The following is a 15,618-nucleotide window of genomic DNA, read 5'->3' on the forward strand; positions in this document are numbered from 1 at the left end:
GCGGAAAGGCTGGCGCGAGGCGTCGAACTCGTCCATCGCGAGCGACGAGACGAATCAAATTATCGACGAACCGAGTCGCTAATCTGTCATTTACCGTCTTGCGTCTTCGCGCCGACGTGGCACTATAGATGGTGGGTCGGCCGAGGGGGCACCCCAAGAATTAGTGGTTAGCCAAAAATGGCGGATTTCCGTCGCTCATCTCATATGGGCTCGGAAAAGTGCTTCGTGCGGCCAAAAATATGTGCCCCCGCGGATCGAATAGATGCTAGGCTGGGGCTTCGTCCCGAGTCGAACAAGACAGGAACATATGCGCTGCGGCGCATGGGCAATCGGGGACGAACAAGATGGATTTTCGCGAGACAGAACGGGTGGAGACGAGCGACGTGGCGACGGCAGAATTGACGAAAAACGAAGCGCCTCCAGCGACCGAATCGGTCTCTGAAGCGTCCCAGACCGCCAAGCTCAATGACAGCAGCGAGGCGAAGGTCCACGCGCGCCGATTCGATATCGTCACCGATCGCAGCCGCGACGCGCTGCTCACCGACTTCGGCAAGGAAACGCTCGAGGATCGCTATCTCCTCCCCGGCGAATCATATCAGGATCTCTTCGCGCGCGTCGCGTCGGCCTATGCTGACGATCAGGAGCACGCGCAGCGCCTGTACGATTATATCTCGAAGTTGTGGTTCATGCCCGCCACCCCCGTTCTCTCGAACGGCGGCACCGGTCGCGGCCTGCCGATCAGCTGCTATCTCAACTCGGTCCCCGATAGCCTCGAGGGCATTGTCGAGACATGGAACGAGAATGTCTGGCTCGCCAGCCGCGGCGGCGGCATCGGTACCTATTGGGGCAGCGTGCGCGGCATCGGCGAACCCGTCGGGCTCAACGGCAAGACCAGCGGCATCATTCCCTTCGTCCGCGTGATGGACAGCCTGACCCTCGCGATCAGCCAAGGGTCGCTGCGCCGCGGTTCGGCCGCCTGCTACCTCGACATCAGCCATCCCGAGATCGAGGAGTTCCTCGAAATCCGCAAACCGTCGGGCGACTTCAACCGCAAGGCGCTCAACCTCCACCACGGCGTGCTGATCACCGACGAATTCATGGAAGCCGTCCGCGACGGCACCAAATTCAACCTGCGCAGCCCTAAGGACCAGAGCGTCCGCGGCAGCGTCGATGCGCGCTCTTTGTTCCAGAAGCTCGTCGAAACGCGCCTCGCAACGGGTGAGCCGTACATCATCTTCATCGACCAGGTGAACCGCATGATGCCCAAGCATCACCGCGATCTCGGCCTCAAGGTCACCACATCCAACCTGTGCAGCGAAATCACCCTGCCCACCGGTCGCGACCATCTCGGCAACGATCGCACCGCGGTCTGCTGCCTCTCGTCGCTCAACCTGGAAACCTGGGACGAGTGGAACAGCGACAAGGGCTTCATCGAGGATGTCATGCGCATGCTCGACAACGTCCTGCAGGATTATATCGACCGCGCCCCGCCCGAAATGGCACGCGCCAAATATAGCGCCAGCCGCGAACGCTCGGTCGGCCTCGGTGTGATGGGCTTCCACAGCTTCCTGCAGGCGCGCGGCCTGCCCTTCGAGGGCGCGATGGCGAAATCGTCGAACCTTCGTGTCTTCAAGCATATCCGCGCGCAGGTCGATCAGGCCTCGATGCTGCTCGCCAAGGAACGCGGCCCCTGCCCCGACGCCGCCGATCAGGGGGTGATGGAGCGCTTCAGCTGCAAGATGGCGATCGCGCCGACCGCGTCGATCTCGATCATCTGCGGCGGCACCAGCGCGTGCATCGAGCCGATCCCGGCGAACATCTACACGCACAAGACGCTCTCGGGCAGCTTCTCGATCCGCAACCCGCATTTGGAAGCGCTGCTCGTCGACAAGGCGAAGAACAGCGACAATATCTGGAACTCGATTCTGGAGAAGGGTGGCAGCGTCCAGCACCTCGACTTCCTGACCGTCGACGAAAAGGATTGTTTCAAGACCAGCTTCGAGATCGACCAGCGCTGGCTGCTCGAACTCGCCGCCGACCGCACCCCCTATATCGACCAGGCCGCGTCGTTGAACCTGTTCATCCCCGCGGACGTCGAGAAATGGGACCTGCTCATGCTCCACTATCGCGCATGGGAACTCGGCATCAAATCGCTCTATTATCTCCGCTCGAAATCGGTCCAACGCGCCGGCTTCGCGGGCGGGGTCGAGGCCGATAACACCGCCGAAGCGCCGGTGTATGAGCTGCAGACGACCGATTACGACGAGTGTCTGGCCTGCCAATAAGGTAGCGCGCTCCCTGTTCCCCGGCGAAAGCCGGGGTCCAGAGCAGCCTTACGCCAAGCCAGACGGGACCCCGTCCTTCGCCGGGGCACACGAAACGAAAAATCGAACCGAGGATAGCCGCCATGCCCCTTCTAGAAGCCCGCAACACCTACAAGCCCTTCGAATACCCTTGGGCATTCGATTTCTGGAAGCGCCAGCAGCAGATCCACTGGATGCCCGAGGAAGTGCCGCTCGGCGAGGATTGCCGCGACTGGGCGCAGAAGATCAGCGACCATGAACGCAATCTGCTCACCCAGATCTTCCGCTTCTTCACTCAGGCCGATATCGAGGTGCAGAATTGCTACCACGAAAATTACGGCCGCGTGTTCAAGCCGACCGAAATCAAGATGATGCTGACCGCGTTTTCCAACATGGAGACGGTGCACATCGCGGCGTACAGCCATCTGCTCGACACCATCGGCATGCCCGAAAGCGAGTATGGCATGTTTCTCGAATATGACGAGATGCGCGCCAAGCATGATTATATGCAGCAGTTCGGCGTCGACAATGACGAGGATATCGCCCGCACCCTCGCGATGTTCGGCGGCTTTACCGAGGGGCTTCAGCTCTTCGCCAGCTTCGCGATGCTGATGAACTTCCCGCGCTTCAACAAGATGAAGGGCATGGGCCAGATCGTCAGCTGGTCGATCCGCGACGAAAGCCTGCATTGCGAAGGCATCATTAAGCTGTTCCACACCTTCACCAAGGAACGCGACTGTCTGACCAAGGCGGTTAAGGAAGACATCATCGACACCTGCCAGAAAACCGTGCGGCTCGAGGATGCGTTCATCGACCTCGCGTTCGAACAAGGCCCCGTCCCCGGCATGACGCCCAAGGAAATCAAGCGCTACATCCGCTACATTGCCGACTGGCGCCTCGGCCAGCTCGGCTTCGCGCCGATCTACATGATCGAGGAACACCCCCTCCCCTGGCTCGCGCCGCTGCTCAACGGCGTCGAGCACGCCAATTTCTTCGAAACGCGCGCGACCGAATACAGCAAGGGCGCGACGCGCGGCGAGTGGAACAATGTCTGGTCCAGCTTCGACAACCGCAAGAAGGCCAAGGCGAACGACGACACCGCCCCGGTGATTACCGCCGAAACCGACGGCGAAGACATGTTCGCGAAGGCCGGCATCGCCGCCGAATAATTTAGCCCTGTCCCCTCCCCTTCAGGGGAGGGGCAGCGAGACTTGCCAGCTTGCTGGTTAGTCGCAGCAGGGTGGGCTAAGAGCGGCAAGACCGCCATCGCGGCGCCCGCAACAAGCAGAAGAACCCGAATGACCGAAAAACAGAAACTCATCATCCTCAGCCAGCCGCAGCGTTCGACGCTCGAAGGCCTTTCGAACCGCCGCCCCCAGCTTCCCACCGACCCGATCCGCGACGAACTCGTCACGCTGGGGCTGGTGGTAAAACAGGGCGCGAAATGGGCGCTGACCCCGCAGGGCAAGAAGGTGCTGTCGGCGAGCTCGAACCGGCGCAATGCGGGCGGGTTTTCGGTTTGAAAAGGGCGATTAGAGATTTGATTGGCTGACTTTGGACGGTCATTGCCATGTCCTTAGCGACATTGAGCGCAACCTTTTTAGCCTAATGACTGACGGGCAAACCCCGCTTGATAGCCTTCAGCGCAAATTCCGCATGGTTTGAGCTTAACCCCACGCCAGAAGACATGGACCCGTGGCCATAGGCGCTGGGCAGGTAAAAATTCAAAACAACGGTAGGCAGAGCGCCAATTTTGACGCCGCGGACGGGGGCGCACCCCGCCTAATTCAGCACCGATCCGGCCGGAAACCCACGCACTCCCGCGACTGCGAACATTACCCCGCCGCGCACCGCCTCGGGCGGGTCAGCAAGCAGCGCCAGCTTGACCAGCTCGCGCGTCACTTCGCTGTCGTCATCGACGATCAGCCGCAGCGATTCGATGCCGATTTCATTGCGCGTGATCACCACGTCGCGGATCAGGCTCAGCGGCCAGCTGTCGCTGCTACCGCGGTACAGCCGCGCGCCGTCGTGCCAGATATAGGTCTCGCGCTGGCGCCAAAGCCGGTGGAAATTCAACAGCCCTAGCGCCGCGACGCCGATCAGCGCGGTCACCATCAGGTTACCAAACAGGATGTGGCGGACGATCTCCACCGCCCCCTCGCCTTCCGCTTGGCGGATCAGCAGCCCGGTCAGCGCCAGCACGCACAGCAACTGCCCCGCCGCCAGCGGCTTCGCCATGAGCCGCCCGATCACGACTATTCTGTGGTTCAACCGCGCCATCGCCGCGCATATAGGCACCGCGGCGGCGCGGCGCCAGCCGCCGTCGCTCGTCGCGCCGACGCCGCGCCCTGCCCCATTCAGCGAAACATCGTGCAACGGGCGCCACGCTGGCGGGTTGCTCCGCCGACGCGTCCACCCCCGGACGCCCGCTCAAGGAGCCCTATCATGCGCAAGACCTTTGTCCTGCTCGCCGCCGGCACCGCCCTTCTCGCAGCCCCTGCGCTCGCCCAGCTGGGCACCGTCGCCGACGTCAATGTCGGCGGCCAGGTCGGAGTTGCCCCCGGCGGCGTCGTCGACAGCGTCACCAATCCGGTCGGCAAGACCGTCGACCGCGTCGATGGCACGGTGAACAACGCCGTGGATGCCACGACCTTGACTCTCGCCACTCGCGAACAGGTCCGCGCCGGCGCCGAAATGCACGGCCCCGACGGCAAAAGCATCGGCACCGTCCAGAGCGTTGAGGGCGGCACCGCGGTCGTGATTCGTGGCGGCAAGCTCTACAATGTGCCGCTGTCGGAGGTGTATCACGGCGCGGTCGGTGCGACCCACGGTCTGGTGACCAAGCTGTCGAGCGCTGAGATCCAGGCGCATACCACCGCCAAAGCCGAATAAGAAACGTATCGCATCGCGATCGGGGAGGGAGCCGGAACACCGGCTCCCTTTCGCCGTTTGGCAGCCCGCAGAATTCGCGTTCACGGACGTGTCAATCGCGCGCGGGCGCCGCTGGCTGATATGAAAATGGCCCGCTCCAAGGGGGGGAAGAGCGAGCCAGTTTCGGTGCCAGGATGTCAAATTACGCCGCGGATCCTCGATTATGACGCGCGCTATTCGGCTTCTTCGAACAGATCGACCGCGGTCGCGCCGGTCGCCGACAGGCGGATCGTATCGCCTTCGACGCCCGCGACCAGCCCGGCAGGCAGATAATGATGCTTTCCGTCGACGCTGTCGCTCTTCGCCATCTTGATCCGTTCGCCGTCGAGATGATCGACGGTGCCTACATGGACGCCATCGGCGCCAATGATGGTCATATGTTCCTTGATCGCGCTATGGTCATGCTCAGCCATCGTCATTCTCCTTGCCGCTTTGCGGGAAAGCCCGCGAAGTACCCACCAGATACGTTTGACAGCGGCGTTCGATCCGGCCCCGCCGACAAGCTGCCCCAAAGCAAGGCTTGTTTGCAAATCGCCCCGTTACCGCTCGTTCGGTCCTGCCGAGGTGCTGCATGCTGACGAACCGTGCAGCTGGTCGGATGCACCGCTACACGAGCAATAGCACTCGGCAGCCGACGCCGCGCGCGGTTACGCCGCCGTCGCCCGCCGAACGGCCGCGCGAGGCCGTCAAACTTGCAACAGACAACCCCCTCGCTCGCGCCAAACCGGAGCTCGTCCTGCGTTCGCGTCATCGTTTTGACGCAGATCAAGGACGCCGAAGGGCAACCGGGCGAAGGTAAGACACCGTCAGATCAAAGGAGGCGACGAATGACTCACCCACTTATGCAGACACCCGTACTCATCTTCGCATTCATGATGATCAGCTTTATGCTTACGCTGGGTCCGATCGCGATCGCCGACCTTATTCGTTCCAAGCGATAAGCATCACGGCGCCCCGCGCGGCTCATCATCGTCAATACCGCCGGGCCCCAGCTCGCCGTCCTCGTCGTCGTCGCTGCGTTCGCCGCGATAGGCATCCATGTCGATCTGACCCGAGCGTTCCATCTGCGTCATATGATCGACCAGATCCTGCACGTCATCGCTGACGTCGCCCGAGCTGACCTTTGAGCTCTCCGGCAGCGGGCGTTCGTGCCGCGCCGCCTCGGCCACTGTCTGCGCTTGCGCTTCCTCTTCGTCCTGCTCGCGGTTGATCGCTTCGGGGGCTTCGCTATCGGGATTGCGCGGGCTATCGGCCATGATCGGCTCCTTGAAAGAGGGACGATCGGGAAACGCGCCGGCGGGCCGACACGTTCCGTGGCCGGCACAGTCGTCAAGCCGCGGCGGCGAGCACCTTGTTCTCGATCACGCGAATAAACACCTCGGGATCCTGTGCGCCGGGGATCAACATCCGTCCCCCCAGAATGAACGCCGGGACCCCAGTAATATTCTGATCGGCCCAATAGACTTGTTCGGTGCGGACCATCTCACCGAACTCGCCCGATCCCAGGATCGACGCGGCGCGGGCACCGTCAAGACCGACCGATGCGGCAACGTCGGCGAGCACCACATGGTCGCTGACATCGCGATTAAAAGTGAAATGCGCCGCAAACAAAGCTAGCTTCAGCGCGGTCTGCACGCCGGTCGCGGTCGCCTGCTCGGGCTCTTCGAGCGCGCCCGCCCAGGTCAGCAGCCGGTGCGCGTCAAAACTGTTGCGCATCCGGAAATCGGGGCCGCGGTTGAACGTAAAGCCCAGCTCGGCAGCGATGCCCGCCATATTGCTGCTATTCGCGCGGCTTTGTTCGGCGGTGATACCATATTTGCGCATCACATGCTCGCCGGCATCTTCGCCCGCGGGCGGCATGTCGGGATTGAGCTCGAACGGGTGCCACTGCACGCGGAAATCCAATCGACCTTCGAAATGCTCCATTACGGTCTGAAATTTCAGCCAACCGATGATGCACCATGGGCACATCACGTCGGACACGATGTCGATGCTCAGGCGCGGTACGTTCGGTTCAGCCAACGAAAGTCTCCTGCCCGTCACGCTCCGTCAGGTGACCGGCGATCCTTGCCCGTCCGCCGGTCGTCTTTGCGACGCTCCGGTCCTTTATATGCGGGATCGTCGGTAACGCGTCTGTCCGTCGACCGTCTGTCCGAACTCGCCCGTTTGTCGTCATCCGCTGCCATACGCCCCCTCCACCACCAAAGGAAAAAGAAGCAACCCGGCGCACATTTGTTCACAAAATGACTGAAAAGACAAGACGAGCGCCTTTTCGGTGCGCCGTTAGCGGCTTTTTATCCGGTCAGATCGTCCGCGCCGCTGACATGGACTGCGGGTTCCTGAACCGTTACGGGACGCGACAGCACCCACCAGCTGGCCAGCATCAGCACAACCGTGAGCGCCTCGACGATCATCCCCTGAATAATGCCCCAATTGGTTGGATCGCCCATGGCGGCCCCAATCAGACGACCGACAAATGCCATACCGAACAGTGCGGCGGGCACCAGCAAGGCGCGCACCCAGCTTGGGACCAGCGCCCCGATGACTGCCGCACCCGACGCAATGATGAAAAAAGCCGATAAATCAGCGCGCAGCGTATTGATCGCGACTCCGGTGATGGAGAAATTAAAGGTCTCGGAATAGCTCATTGGATCGAAAAGCCCGCGCAAACCGACGATCGCAAAAAAGGCAGCCCACAACAGCACCGCGCCGCGCCAGATCCAGTTGGTCATCAAAGTCTCCCCGTTGCCGTGGTCCAAGCTGAACCAACAGGCGGGAATGTCAATGGTTGCACCGGCTTATCGCGCGTCGACGGCGAAAGTCTCTTCGATCCAGGCGCCGCCCAGCACGCGTGTGCTATCGGCGGCATCGTAAAGCACCGCCGCCTGTCCCGGAGCCACGCCATATTCGGCGTCGCTAAAGATCAGCCGCTCGCCGGCGACGCTCGCCGCCACCGGTCGTGCCATGCTGCGCACCTTGGCGAGCACCTTGCGCCCGTCGACTTCGCCCAGCCAGTTCGCTTCGCCCAGCCGCGCAGCCGACACCGCAAGCGCGCGCCGCGGACCGACAACCACCTGCTTTGCCGGTGCGTCGAGGCGCACAACATACAGCGGTTCGGCCTGTCCGCCGATCTCGATCCCGCGCCGCTGGCCGACGGTATAATGGATCAGCCCCTTGTGTGCGCCGAGCACCGTCCCATCGATATGGACGATGTCGCCTTGATCATCGGCCTCGGGGCGCAGCTTGCGGACAAGCGTCGCATAATCGCCGTCGGGTACGAAACAGATGTCCTGGCTGTCGGGTTTCGCCGCGACGCCCAGTCCCAGCTCGCGCGCGATCTCGCGCACAGCGCTCTTTTCCATGCCACCCAAGGGGAAGCGTAGGAAATTGAGCTGGTCCTGCGTCGTTGCGAACAGGAAATAACTCTGGTCGCGCGCCGGATCGACCGCGCGATGCAACTCGGCACCGTTGGGCCCCATCATGCGCCGGACATAATGACCGGTCGCCAGGCAATCGGCGCCCAAGTCCTTCGCCAGAGCGAACAGGTCGGTGAACTTCACCCCCATGTTGCAGCGCACGCATGGAATCGGCGTACGGCCATTGAGATATTCGTCGGCGAACTGGTCGATCACCGTGTCGCGAAAACGGCTTTCATGGTCATAGACGTGATGCGCAAAGCCCAGCCGGTCGGCGACCGCGCGCGCATCCTTGATATCCTGCCCGGCACAGCAGGCGCCAACGCGTTTCGCCTTGGCGCCATGATCGTAAAGCTGCAGCGTGACCCCGATCACTTCGGCGCCCGATCGCGCCGCGAGCGCGGCGACTACGCTCGAATCGACTCCGCCCGACATCGCAACGACGATTCGCCGATCTTGCAGCGGCATGGCCAGCTGAAAGTCGGCCTGGGCGAGCCCGGCAGGAGAAATCATCGTCGCCATGATGCGCGCCATCTAGGGACCCGCAGCTAAAAATGCCAGCTTTTCCGCCATCGATGTCAAGATATTGACGGGGGTTAAGCTTCGCTAACAAGGCATGAAATAGGCATTTACGTGACCTTAGGCGGTCGGCGCTAGACCGGCCTCATGAATGTCGCCCCGTCCGAATTTCCGCGCCTTGCCGGTGCGGCCAGACTGTCAAAGCCCGGCTTTGACATCATTCTGGCCGTCACCGGCGCGCGGCAGGCTGCGCAGCCCACCGTTCGGTTGCTCCGGGCGCAGGCGACGCGTCAGGCGCATGCCGCAACACTTAACCAATTGCGTTATTTGCTCTGCGCAAAGCGGCGTACGCCGGAACAAAATGGGCAGCATGTTGTTCGTTTCTTCGACCTGTCGGACAGTGTGAACGCCCTGCCCGAAACTATGAACGGCCTGTTTACCAGAGGATTTCAGCCGATGTTGAGCCCCTCTGATTTAGAGACAAATGCGTCGGACCAAATCCCCCCCGACGATGAAACCATGGAATGAATATGATCGAGAATCAGAAAATCCGGCCGGCTCAGGTCATCGGCCCCCTCGGTGAACCGCTGACGATCGACTCGCTGCCGCCGCCGTCGACGACTCGGTGGGTCGTGCGCCGCAAAGCCGAGGTCGTCGCGGCGGTCAATGGCGGTCTGCTCAGCGTTGACGAGGCGTGCGAACGCTACAGCTTGACGCTCGAGGAATTTGCCAGCTGGCAACGATCGATAGATCGCAGTGGCATGCCCGGGCTGCGCGTCACGCGTATCCAGCACTATCGCGACCTCTACGAGCGCCAGCAGCGCTTCTGATCGCACTCGGAACAGGATCGACGAGAGAGGGCGCTTATGGCGCCCTCTTTTTTTGGCTGTCGCCGACACCGCAACGCGGAAAGTAAAGGACTTTCTGCAATTTGACGTTTTCTTTGCAACCCTCGCGTTCACCCCGCGTTAAGCCCCGGAGTCAACTTTGGGAGTCACTCGATTATGCGTAAGATGTTTATTACCCTCGCCGCCACCTCGGCCCTTGCGCTTGGCGCCTGCCAGAGCCCTGCTGCCGACAAGGTCGAAGATCAGGCCGAAGCGCAGTCCGAAGCCATCGACGATCAGGCTGACGCTATGCCCGAAGGGCCGACGAAGGAAGCCATGGAAAACAAGGCTGACGTCGTCGAAGAAATGGGTGAGGAAAAGGCGAACGCCATGGACGATAATGGCGAAATCGCTCCGTCCGAAACCGGCGTCGGCGACACGCAAACCAAATAAACACTGCCTCCCCTAATGGGCAGTGCGAAGGGCGCCGGCAGCAATTCCGGCGCCCTTTGTCGTGAGCGGGACATTTTTCATCAATTTGTGACCTCATGTGACGATCGTCACCACTTTGTAATCCCATCATCGCTATGCGAGCGGGGTGGCCGGAGCGTTTCGGCGATTTCGCGCCACGGCCTACCCTCCCGCCGTCGGTAGCGACCCCCGACGGCGGGAGGGACTAGCCAGCTCTCTTCCCGCCAACTTCCAGTGCGCGCAGGACATCCTGCACCCCGGGCACATCGACGTCGGCCCGCAGCGCGGCCAAGCCTGCCGCAACGTCGAGCCGATATTCGGCAACGCCGACCGACTCGCCGGTCCATTCGGCGTTGAGCGATTTCACTAGCCGTTTTGCTGCGGAATTTTCCGAGAGGATATGGACATCGAGCACCGCCAACCCCTCTGATAGGCAGTGGACCAGCAGCGCAGCGGTCATCATCTGCGCCAGCCCCTGTCCCTGGAATGCATCGACCACCGCGATCGAAAACTCGCCCGCGCGGCCGCCGTTGCCATAACGCACCGCATGGACCGCTCCGATCGCCGGCTGCCCTTCGCACTCGGTGCAGATCGCTCCCCAAGCGATATGGTCGTGGCCGTCGACATCAACCAGCCGCTCGATCACCGCGTCGGGCAGGACCGGGACGGGAGAGAAAAAGCGCAGATAGCGCGACTCTGCCGACAATTTGGCGATCCCGTCGCGCAGCAACTGCTCGTCGTCGGGCGTGATCGTTCGCAAGCACACCACGGTACCGTCGTTCAGCGCGCTATGTACCGCGATGTCCTCGATCGCCTTCGCCCGTCCCGGTGCCTGTCTGTCCGTCGCGTTCATTGCGGCCTCCCAGCCCCCATACGATAGGGACCGCCGATGCCGCTGGCAATTCGCCGCTCACCTATTGCTCTCGGATGAACGCGAGGGTGAAAGCAGTTCAACTTCTGCCAAAGGCAGCGCAGTTCTAGGCGCCGACGCAGCGGCGCAACGCCTCGTCCGTCGGACCGCTCAGCAGCGCCGATTTGACCGAAAGGTAAAGCTCGTCGACCGGATCGTGCGCGCCCGCGCCGAAATCGCGCGCGTCGCCGGCACCAATCCGGCGAAGGTGCGAATCGCTATCGAGATGTAGGCGCGGCGGCTGGCCGCCCCAGCGCCGCCAGGATCGCCGCGCGCTGTTTGCTCCAGCTGACTCCGTCGGGCGCAATCAGTTCGACATGACCTTCGCCCGGGGTCACCTCCATGGGCACCGTTACGCCGCGCTTCGCCATTGCGGCGCTGTAAGCTGCGCCGGTTGCAGGCGGAGTGACGGGGTCGCGGTCGTTGTTGAACTGCATCTCGCGCGCGCTGCCGAGCGGCATTTCGGGGGGTGAGGTGCGCGCATAGTCGCCGCGCGCCATCGCCGCGGGGGCGTCGGCACCGCACGCATGGCCGCTGCTCGCCGCACCCGCGCGCAGGTCGGGGAGTCCACCCTGGCTGATCGCGTGGTCGATCCGGATCGGATCGGCGCCGCGCAGCGCATCGTCCGCCGCCAGCGCTGGGCGCCGCGCCAACCACAGCGCCAGATGCCCGCCCGCGCTATGCCCGATCGCAATCCGCGTGCCGCCGGTGTCGAGCCCATGTCTGCCACCCTCGGCAACGAACAGATCAGCGGCGCGCGCCACATCCTCATAGGTGCCGGGCATTCCGCCGCCGCGGTCGACGCCGCGATACTCGATGTTCCACACCCCGACGCCGTGCGCGCGCAGGTCGTCGGCGATCCAGTTCATGATGTCACGCTCGGCCACCGCGGTTTGCCAGCAGCCGCCGTGGATCATGATCACCGCGGGGTGCGGCCCCCTGTCCCTTCGGCACCCAGACATCGACCAGCTGCAACGCCTCATCGCCATAGCGGACGGTCGCATCGGCGACCGGCTTGGCGCGGGTCAGCAGGTCGGGCCACGTCATGATCGGCTTGTCGTCCACCGCCCGCTCTCCATTCACTGGTCCAACCGACGCCGGGGCGCAGGCGGCTAGCAGGAGCATCAGCCCGGGCACCGCGCTTTTGCCAAGCCTGATCAGGCGTCATCGCCCATCCGCAGCGCGGCAATGAACGCCTCTTGCGGGATGTTCACATTGCCATATTCACGCATCCGCTTTTTGCCCTCTTTCTGCTTTTCGAGCAGCTTTTTCTTGCGGGTCGCGTCGCCGCCGTAGCATTTGGCGGTGACGTCCTTGCGCAGCGCGGCGATGGTTTCGCGCGCGATCACCTTGCCGCCGATCGCGGCCTGAATCGGGATCTTGAACATGTGGCGCGGGATCAGGTCCTTCAGCCGCTCGCACATGCCGCGGCCGCGCGTTTCGGCGGTGCCGCGGTGGACGATCATCGACAGCGCGTCGACCGGCTCGTTGTTGACCAGGATGCTCATTTTGACGAGGTCGCCGGGGCGGTGGCCGATCTGGTGATAGTCGAACGACGCATAGCCGCGGCTGATGCTCTTCAGCCGGTCGTAGAAATCGAACACCACTTCGTTGAGCGGCAGTTCATAGGTGATCTGCGCCCGGCCGCCGACATAAGTGAGGTTCTTCTGCACCCCGCGGCGGTCCTGGCACAGCTTCAGGATCGAGCCGAGATATTCGTCGGGGACATAGATCACCGCTTCGATCCACGGCTCCTCGATCTCGTCGATGCGGTTGGGGTCGGGCATATCTGCGGGGTTGTGGAGTTCAATCTCCTTCGCAGCCTCATTCTTGGTGTGGCCGAGCTTGAGCTTATACACCACCGACGGCGCGGTGGTGATCAGATCAAGGTCATATTCACGGGTCAGCCGCTCCTGGATGATCTCGAGGTGGAGGAGGCCGAGGAAGCCGCAGCGGAAGCCGAAGCCGAGCGCGGCGCTGCTCTCCATTTCGAAGCTGAACGACGCATCGTTGAGGCGCAGCTTCTGGATGCTCTCGCGCAATTTCTCGAAATCGTTCGCGTCGGTCGGGAACATGCCGCAGAACACGACCGGCTGGACTTCCTTGAACCCCGGCAGCGCCTGCGCCGCGGGGCGCTTGGCGTCGGTCACAGTGTCGCCGACGCGCGCCTGTGCGACGTCCTTGATCTGCGCGGTGATGAAGCCGATTTCCCCTGGGCCAAGCTCGGAGAGCTGCTCGATCTTGGGCGTGAAACAGCCGACGCGGTCGATCAGGTGGGTGGTCCCCGCCTGCATAAACTTGATCTGCTGGCCTTTTTTCAGCACCCCGTCGATGACGCGGATCAGGATGACGACGCCGAGATAGGGGTCGTACCAGCTGTCGACGAGCATCGCGGTCAGCGGCGCATTCGCGTCGCCTTTGGGCGGAGGGATGCGCGTGACGATCGCCTCGAGCGCTTCCTCGATCCCAATCCCCGATTTCGCCGACGCGAGCACTGCATTGTCGGCGGGCAGCCCGATGATATCCTCGATCTCGGCTTTCACCTTGTCGACGTCGGCGGCGGGCAGGTCGATCTTGTTGATCACCGGCACGATTTCATGGTCGTGCTCGATCGACTGATAGACGTTCGCCAGCGTCTGCGCCTCGACCCCCTGCGCCGCGTCGACAACCAGCAACGCGCCCTCGCACGCCGCCAATGACCGCGACACTTCATAGGCGAAGTCGACATGGCCCGGGGTGTCCATCAGGTTGAGCTCATAGGTCTCGCCATCATGCGCCTTGTATTTCAGGCGCACCGTCTGCGCCTTGATGGTGATTCCGCGCTCTTTTTCGATGTCCATATTGTCGAGCACCTGCGCCGACATTTCGCGCGCGGTGAGCCCGCCGGTGAACTGGATCAACCGGTCGGCGAGCGTCGATTTGCCATGATCGATATGCGCGATGATGGAGAAGTTACGGATGTGGGACATGGGCGTGGTCATGCGGGCGCGTTAGCAGGGGAAATGCGCGCTGTCAGCAGGGAGCGGACCGCCCCGAGCGGACGGCGCGCTTTTCGGTCCAGGTACGGGCAAAGTTCAGGGAAAGTCAGCCCAACGCGCCCAAATTTCGGCCCCTGAATGCCAACGGAGCGCCCGGCAGGCGAAACTCGTCAAATTTGTCACCGCATCGACCCCGCAAACAAGGGGTTGGCGGCCAGCCATGCGCCAAGATCGTCAAGGTCGCGCATCGCGGCGGGGGCATGAAAGATCGCAAAGGACGCGCGCGGCCGCGATGTTTGGCGCGCGGTGGAGCAGAGGCAGAGGCCGCACATATCCGACCGGGAGAAGCGGTCGCCGCCGACAGGGCTAGGAAGCGGCTTCCGCCGCTGCCAGTTAACTTCGCATAATGTCGTGCGGTGGGGCGAGCCAGATCGACAGGCCGGGCCGCGGATCGTCCGGCGCGGCATCGATGACGTGCCGCACCGCATCGGCGCGGGCGCGGGCGAGGATCGCGGCGGGGATGCTCGCGGGGTGGAAGATATGGTCAGCCTCGCCCAGCAGGCGCGCCGCCCGCAGGGTGAGGTCGTCGGGGTCGGCGCTGGCGAGGTGGATCGTTTCGAGGCGCGACGGCCGGGTGGCGGTGTCGCTTGCCAGCCATGCCGCGACCTTGTCCGCCGCAGCCGCGTCGAGCGGGTCGAGCGCGCCGCCTGGCGCCAGCGCGACGTCGATGGCGCGGCGGCGGTCAGTGGCGGCGGGCCAGCGGGCTTTCATCGCGTCGCGTGCGGCGTAGAGCGCCGATGCCAGCGCGCCGAGGCGGGCCGGTAAATGTGCCTCGATCCGCTGGCGCACCGCCTTGGCGAGCCCGGCCGAGGCGCCGCCGGTGCCAATGGCAATGGTGACGGGGGCGCGATCGACGATCGCAGGTGTGGTGAAATCGCAGAGGTCGGGGCGGTCGACGACGTTCACGAGCAGGCCGTCGGCGCGAAGGGCAGCGGCGGCGTTGCGCGCTTCGCTCTCGTCGTCGAGCGCGACGAAGGCGATGGTCGCACCTTGTTCCCACGCCGGGACAATGCGCCCGCCCGCCCGCTCGATCAGCCGGGCCTTGGCGTCAGCCGCCTCTCCCACCCCGACCAGCACGACCGTGCGGCCGGTGAGGTTGAGGAAGATCGGGAGTTGGTGCATTGGACGGTTCTAAACCCTGCCGATTTCATAGCAATCGTCATTGCGAGCGAAGCGAAGCAATCCAGAGCGGTTTACGCCACT

The 15,618-nt window shown here is 63.2% G+C and carries 18 protein-coding genes; 7 read left to right on the plus strand and 11 right to left on the minus strand.

The features are described from left to right. Positions 1-344 precede the first annotated feature (344 nt). The 3 genes from IPF76_RS02440 to IPF76_RS02450 all read left to right on the plus strand — a co-directional run bounded on the left by IPF76_RS02440 (position 345) and on the right by IPF76_RS02450 (position 3,826). The gene (locus tag IPF76_RS02440; protein WP_293839165.1) at positions 345-2,285 is read left to right on the plus strand and encodes a ribonucleoside-diphosphate reductase subunit alpha; all 1,941 of its coding nucleotides are present in this window, start codon (positions 345-347) and stop codon (positions 2,283-2,285) included. A gap of 122 nt (positions 2,286-2,407) precedes the next feature. Further along, positions 2,408-3,472 carry a ribonucleotide-diphosphate reductase subunit beta gene (locus IPF76_RS02445; RefSeq protein ID WP_293839168.1) on the plus strand — a complete coding sequence of 355 codons (1,065 nt, stop codon included), beginning with the start codon at positions 2,408-2,410 and terminating at the stop codon, positions 3,470-3,472. Positions 3,473-3,601: 129 nt separating this feature from the next. Next, a complete protein-coding gene (locus IPF76_RS02450) occupies positions 3,602-3,826 on the plus strand; it encodes a hypothetical protein (protein WP_293839171.1) in 225 nt (74 codons plus the stop codon). A gap of 259 nt (positions 3,827-4,085) precedes the next feature. On the opposite strand, the gene IPF76_RS02455 is transcribed toward IPF76_RS02450, so the two are convergent. After that, on the minus strand, positions 4,086-4,679 hold the full coding sequence (locus IPF76_RS02455) for a hypothetical protein (protein WP_293839174.1): 594 nt from the start codon (positions 4,677-4,679) through the stop codon (positions 4,086-4,088). A gap of 69 nt (positions 4,680-4,748) precedes the next feature. Here IPF76_RS02455 and IPF76_RS02460 point away from each other — a divergent pair, with 69 nt between their 5' ends. Beyond that, positions 4,749-5,195: a hypothetical protein gene (locus IPF76_RS02460; protein WP_293839177.1), complete on the plus strand. Its 447-nt coding sequence runs from the start codon at positions 4,749-4,751 to the stop codon at positions 5,193-5,195. A gap of 212 nt (positions 5,196-5,407) precedes the next feature. Here IPF76_RS02460 and IPF76_RS02465 read toward each other — a convergent pair whose 3' ends face one another. The 5 genes from IPF76_RS02465 to mnmA form a co-directional block, all read right to left on the minus strand. Further along, positions 5,408-5,647 (minus strand): DUF2171 domain-containing protein, encoded by a 240-nt coding sequence (locus tag IPF76_RS02465; protein WP_293839180.1) that lies wholly within the window; start codon positions 5,645-5,647, stop codon positions 5,408-5,410. Positions 5,648-6,178: 531 nt separating this feature from the next. Continuing rightward, positions 6,179-6,490: a hypothetical protein gene (locus IPF76_RS02470; protein ID WP_293839183.1), complete on the minus strand. Its 312-nt coding sequence runs from the start codon at positions 6,488-6,490 to the stop codon at positions 6,179-6,181. A gap of 73 nt (positions 6,491-6,563) precedes the next feature. Beyond that, the gene (locus IPF76_RS02475; RefSeq protein ID WP_293839186.1) at positions 6,564-7,256 is read right to left on the minus strand and encodes a DsbA family oxidoreductase; all 693 of its coding nucleotides are present in this window, start codon (positions 7,254-7,256) and stop codon (positions 6,564-6,566) included. 272 nt (positions 7,257-7,528) lie between these two features. Continuing rightward, positions 7,529-7,993 (minus strand): hypothetical protein, encoded by a 465-nt coding sequence (locus tag IPF76_RS02480; RefSeq protein WP_293839189.1) that lies wholly within the window; start codon positions 7,991-7,993, stop codon positions 7,529-7,531. A gap of 39 nt (positions 7,994-8,032) precedes the next feature. After that, entirely contained in the window at positions 8,033-9,163 is a 1,131-nt protein-coding gene (mnmA, locus tag IPF76_RS02485; protein ID WP_293841858.1) for a tRNA 2-thiouridine(34) synthase MnmA, read from the minus strand. Positions 9,164-9,316: 153 nt separating this feature from the next. Between mnmA and IPF76_RS02490 the strand changes: the two genes are divergently transcribed. The 3 genes from IPF76_RS02490 (at position 9,317) to IPF76_RS02500 (ending at position 10,449) form a co-directional block, all read left to right on the plus strand. Next, complete coding sequence (locus IPF76_RS02490) at positions 9,317-9,697, plus strand: hypothetical protein (RefSeq protein WP_293839192.1); 381 nt, start codon at positions 9,317-9,319, stop codon at positions 9,695-9,697. A 2-nt stretch (positions 9,698-9,699) separates the two neighbouring features. Continuing rightward, positions 9,700-9,999 (plus strand): DUF1153 domain-containing protein, encoded by a 300-nt coding sequence (locus IPF76_RS02495; protein WP_088442398.1) that lies wholly within the window; start codon positions 9,700-9,702, stop codon positions 9,997-9,999. Positions 10,000-10,173: 174 nt separating this feature from the next. Continuing rightward, positions 10,174-10,449 (plus strand): hypothetical protein, encoded by a 276-nt coding sequence (locus tag IPF76_RS02500; protein ID WP_293839195.1) that lies wholly within the window; start codon positions 10,174-10,176, stop codon positions 10,447-10,449. 223 nt (positions 10,450-10,672) lie between these two features. On the opposite strand, the gene IPF76_RS02505 is transcribed toward IPF76_RS02500, so the two are convergent. The 5 genes from IPF76_RS02505 to IPF76_RS02525 form a co-directional block, all read right to left on the minus strand. Beyond that, on the minus strand, positions 10,673-11,320 hold the full coding sequence (locus IPF76_RS02505) for a GNAT family N-acetyltransferase (protein WP_293839198.1): 648 nt from the start codon (positions 11,318-11,320) through the stop codon (positions 10,673-10,675). A gap of 275 nt (positions 11,321-11,595) precedes the next feature. Continuing rightward, on the minus strand, positions 11,596-12,264 hold the full coding sequence (locus tag IPF76_RS02510) for an alpha/beta hydrolase (protein WP_293839201.1): 669 nt from the start codon (positions 12,262-12,264) through the stop codon (positions 11,596-11,598). Then, the gene (locus IPF76_RS02515) at positions 12,251-12,442 is read right to left on the minus strand and encodes a hypothetical protein (RefSeq protein WP_293839204.1); all 192 of its coding nucleotides are present in this window, start codon (positions 12,440-12,442) and stop codon (positions 12,251-12,253) included. The genes IPF76_RS02510 and IPF76_RS02515 overlap by 14 nt, the downstream gene beginning before the upstream one ends. 92 nt (positions 12,443-12,534) lie before the next feature. Continuing rightward, entirely contained in the window at positions 12,535-14,358 is a 1,824-nt protein-coding gene (gene lepA / locus IPF76_RS02520) for a translation elongation factor 4 (protein WP_293839207.1), read from the minus strand. Between the two features lie 390 nt (positions 14,359-14,748). After that, positions 14,749-15,537: a bifunctional precorrin-2 dehydrogenase/sirohydrochlorin ferrochelatase gene (locus tag IPF76_RS02525; RefSeq protein WP_293839210.1), complete on the minus strand. Its 789-nt coding sequence runs from the start codon at positions 15,535-15,537 to the stop codon at positions 14,749-14,751. Positions 15,538-15,618 lie beyond the last annotated feature (81 nt).

The sequence above is a fragment of the Sphingopyxis sp. genome (assembly GCF_016704835.1).
Taxonomy (GTDB): domain Bacteria; phylum Pseudomonadota; class Alphaproteobacteria; order Sphingomonadales; family Sphingomonadaceae; genus Sphingopyxis.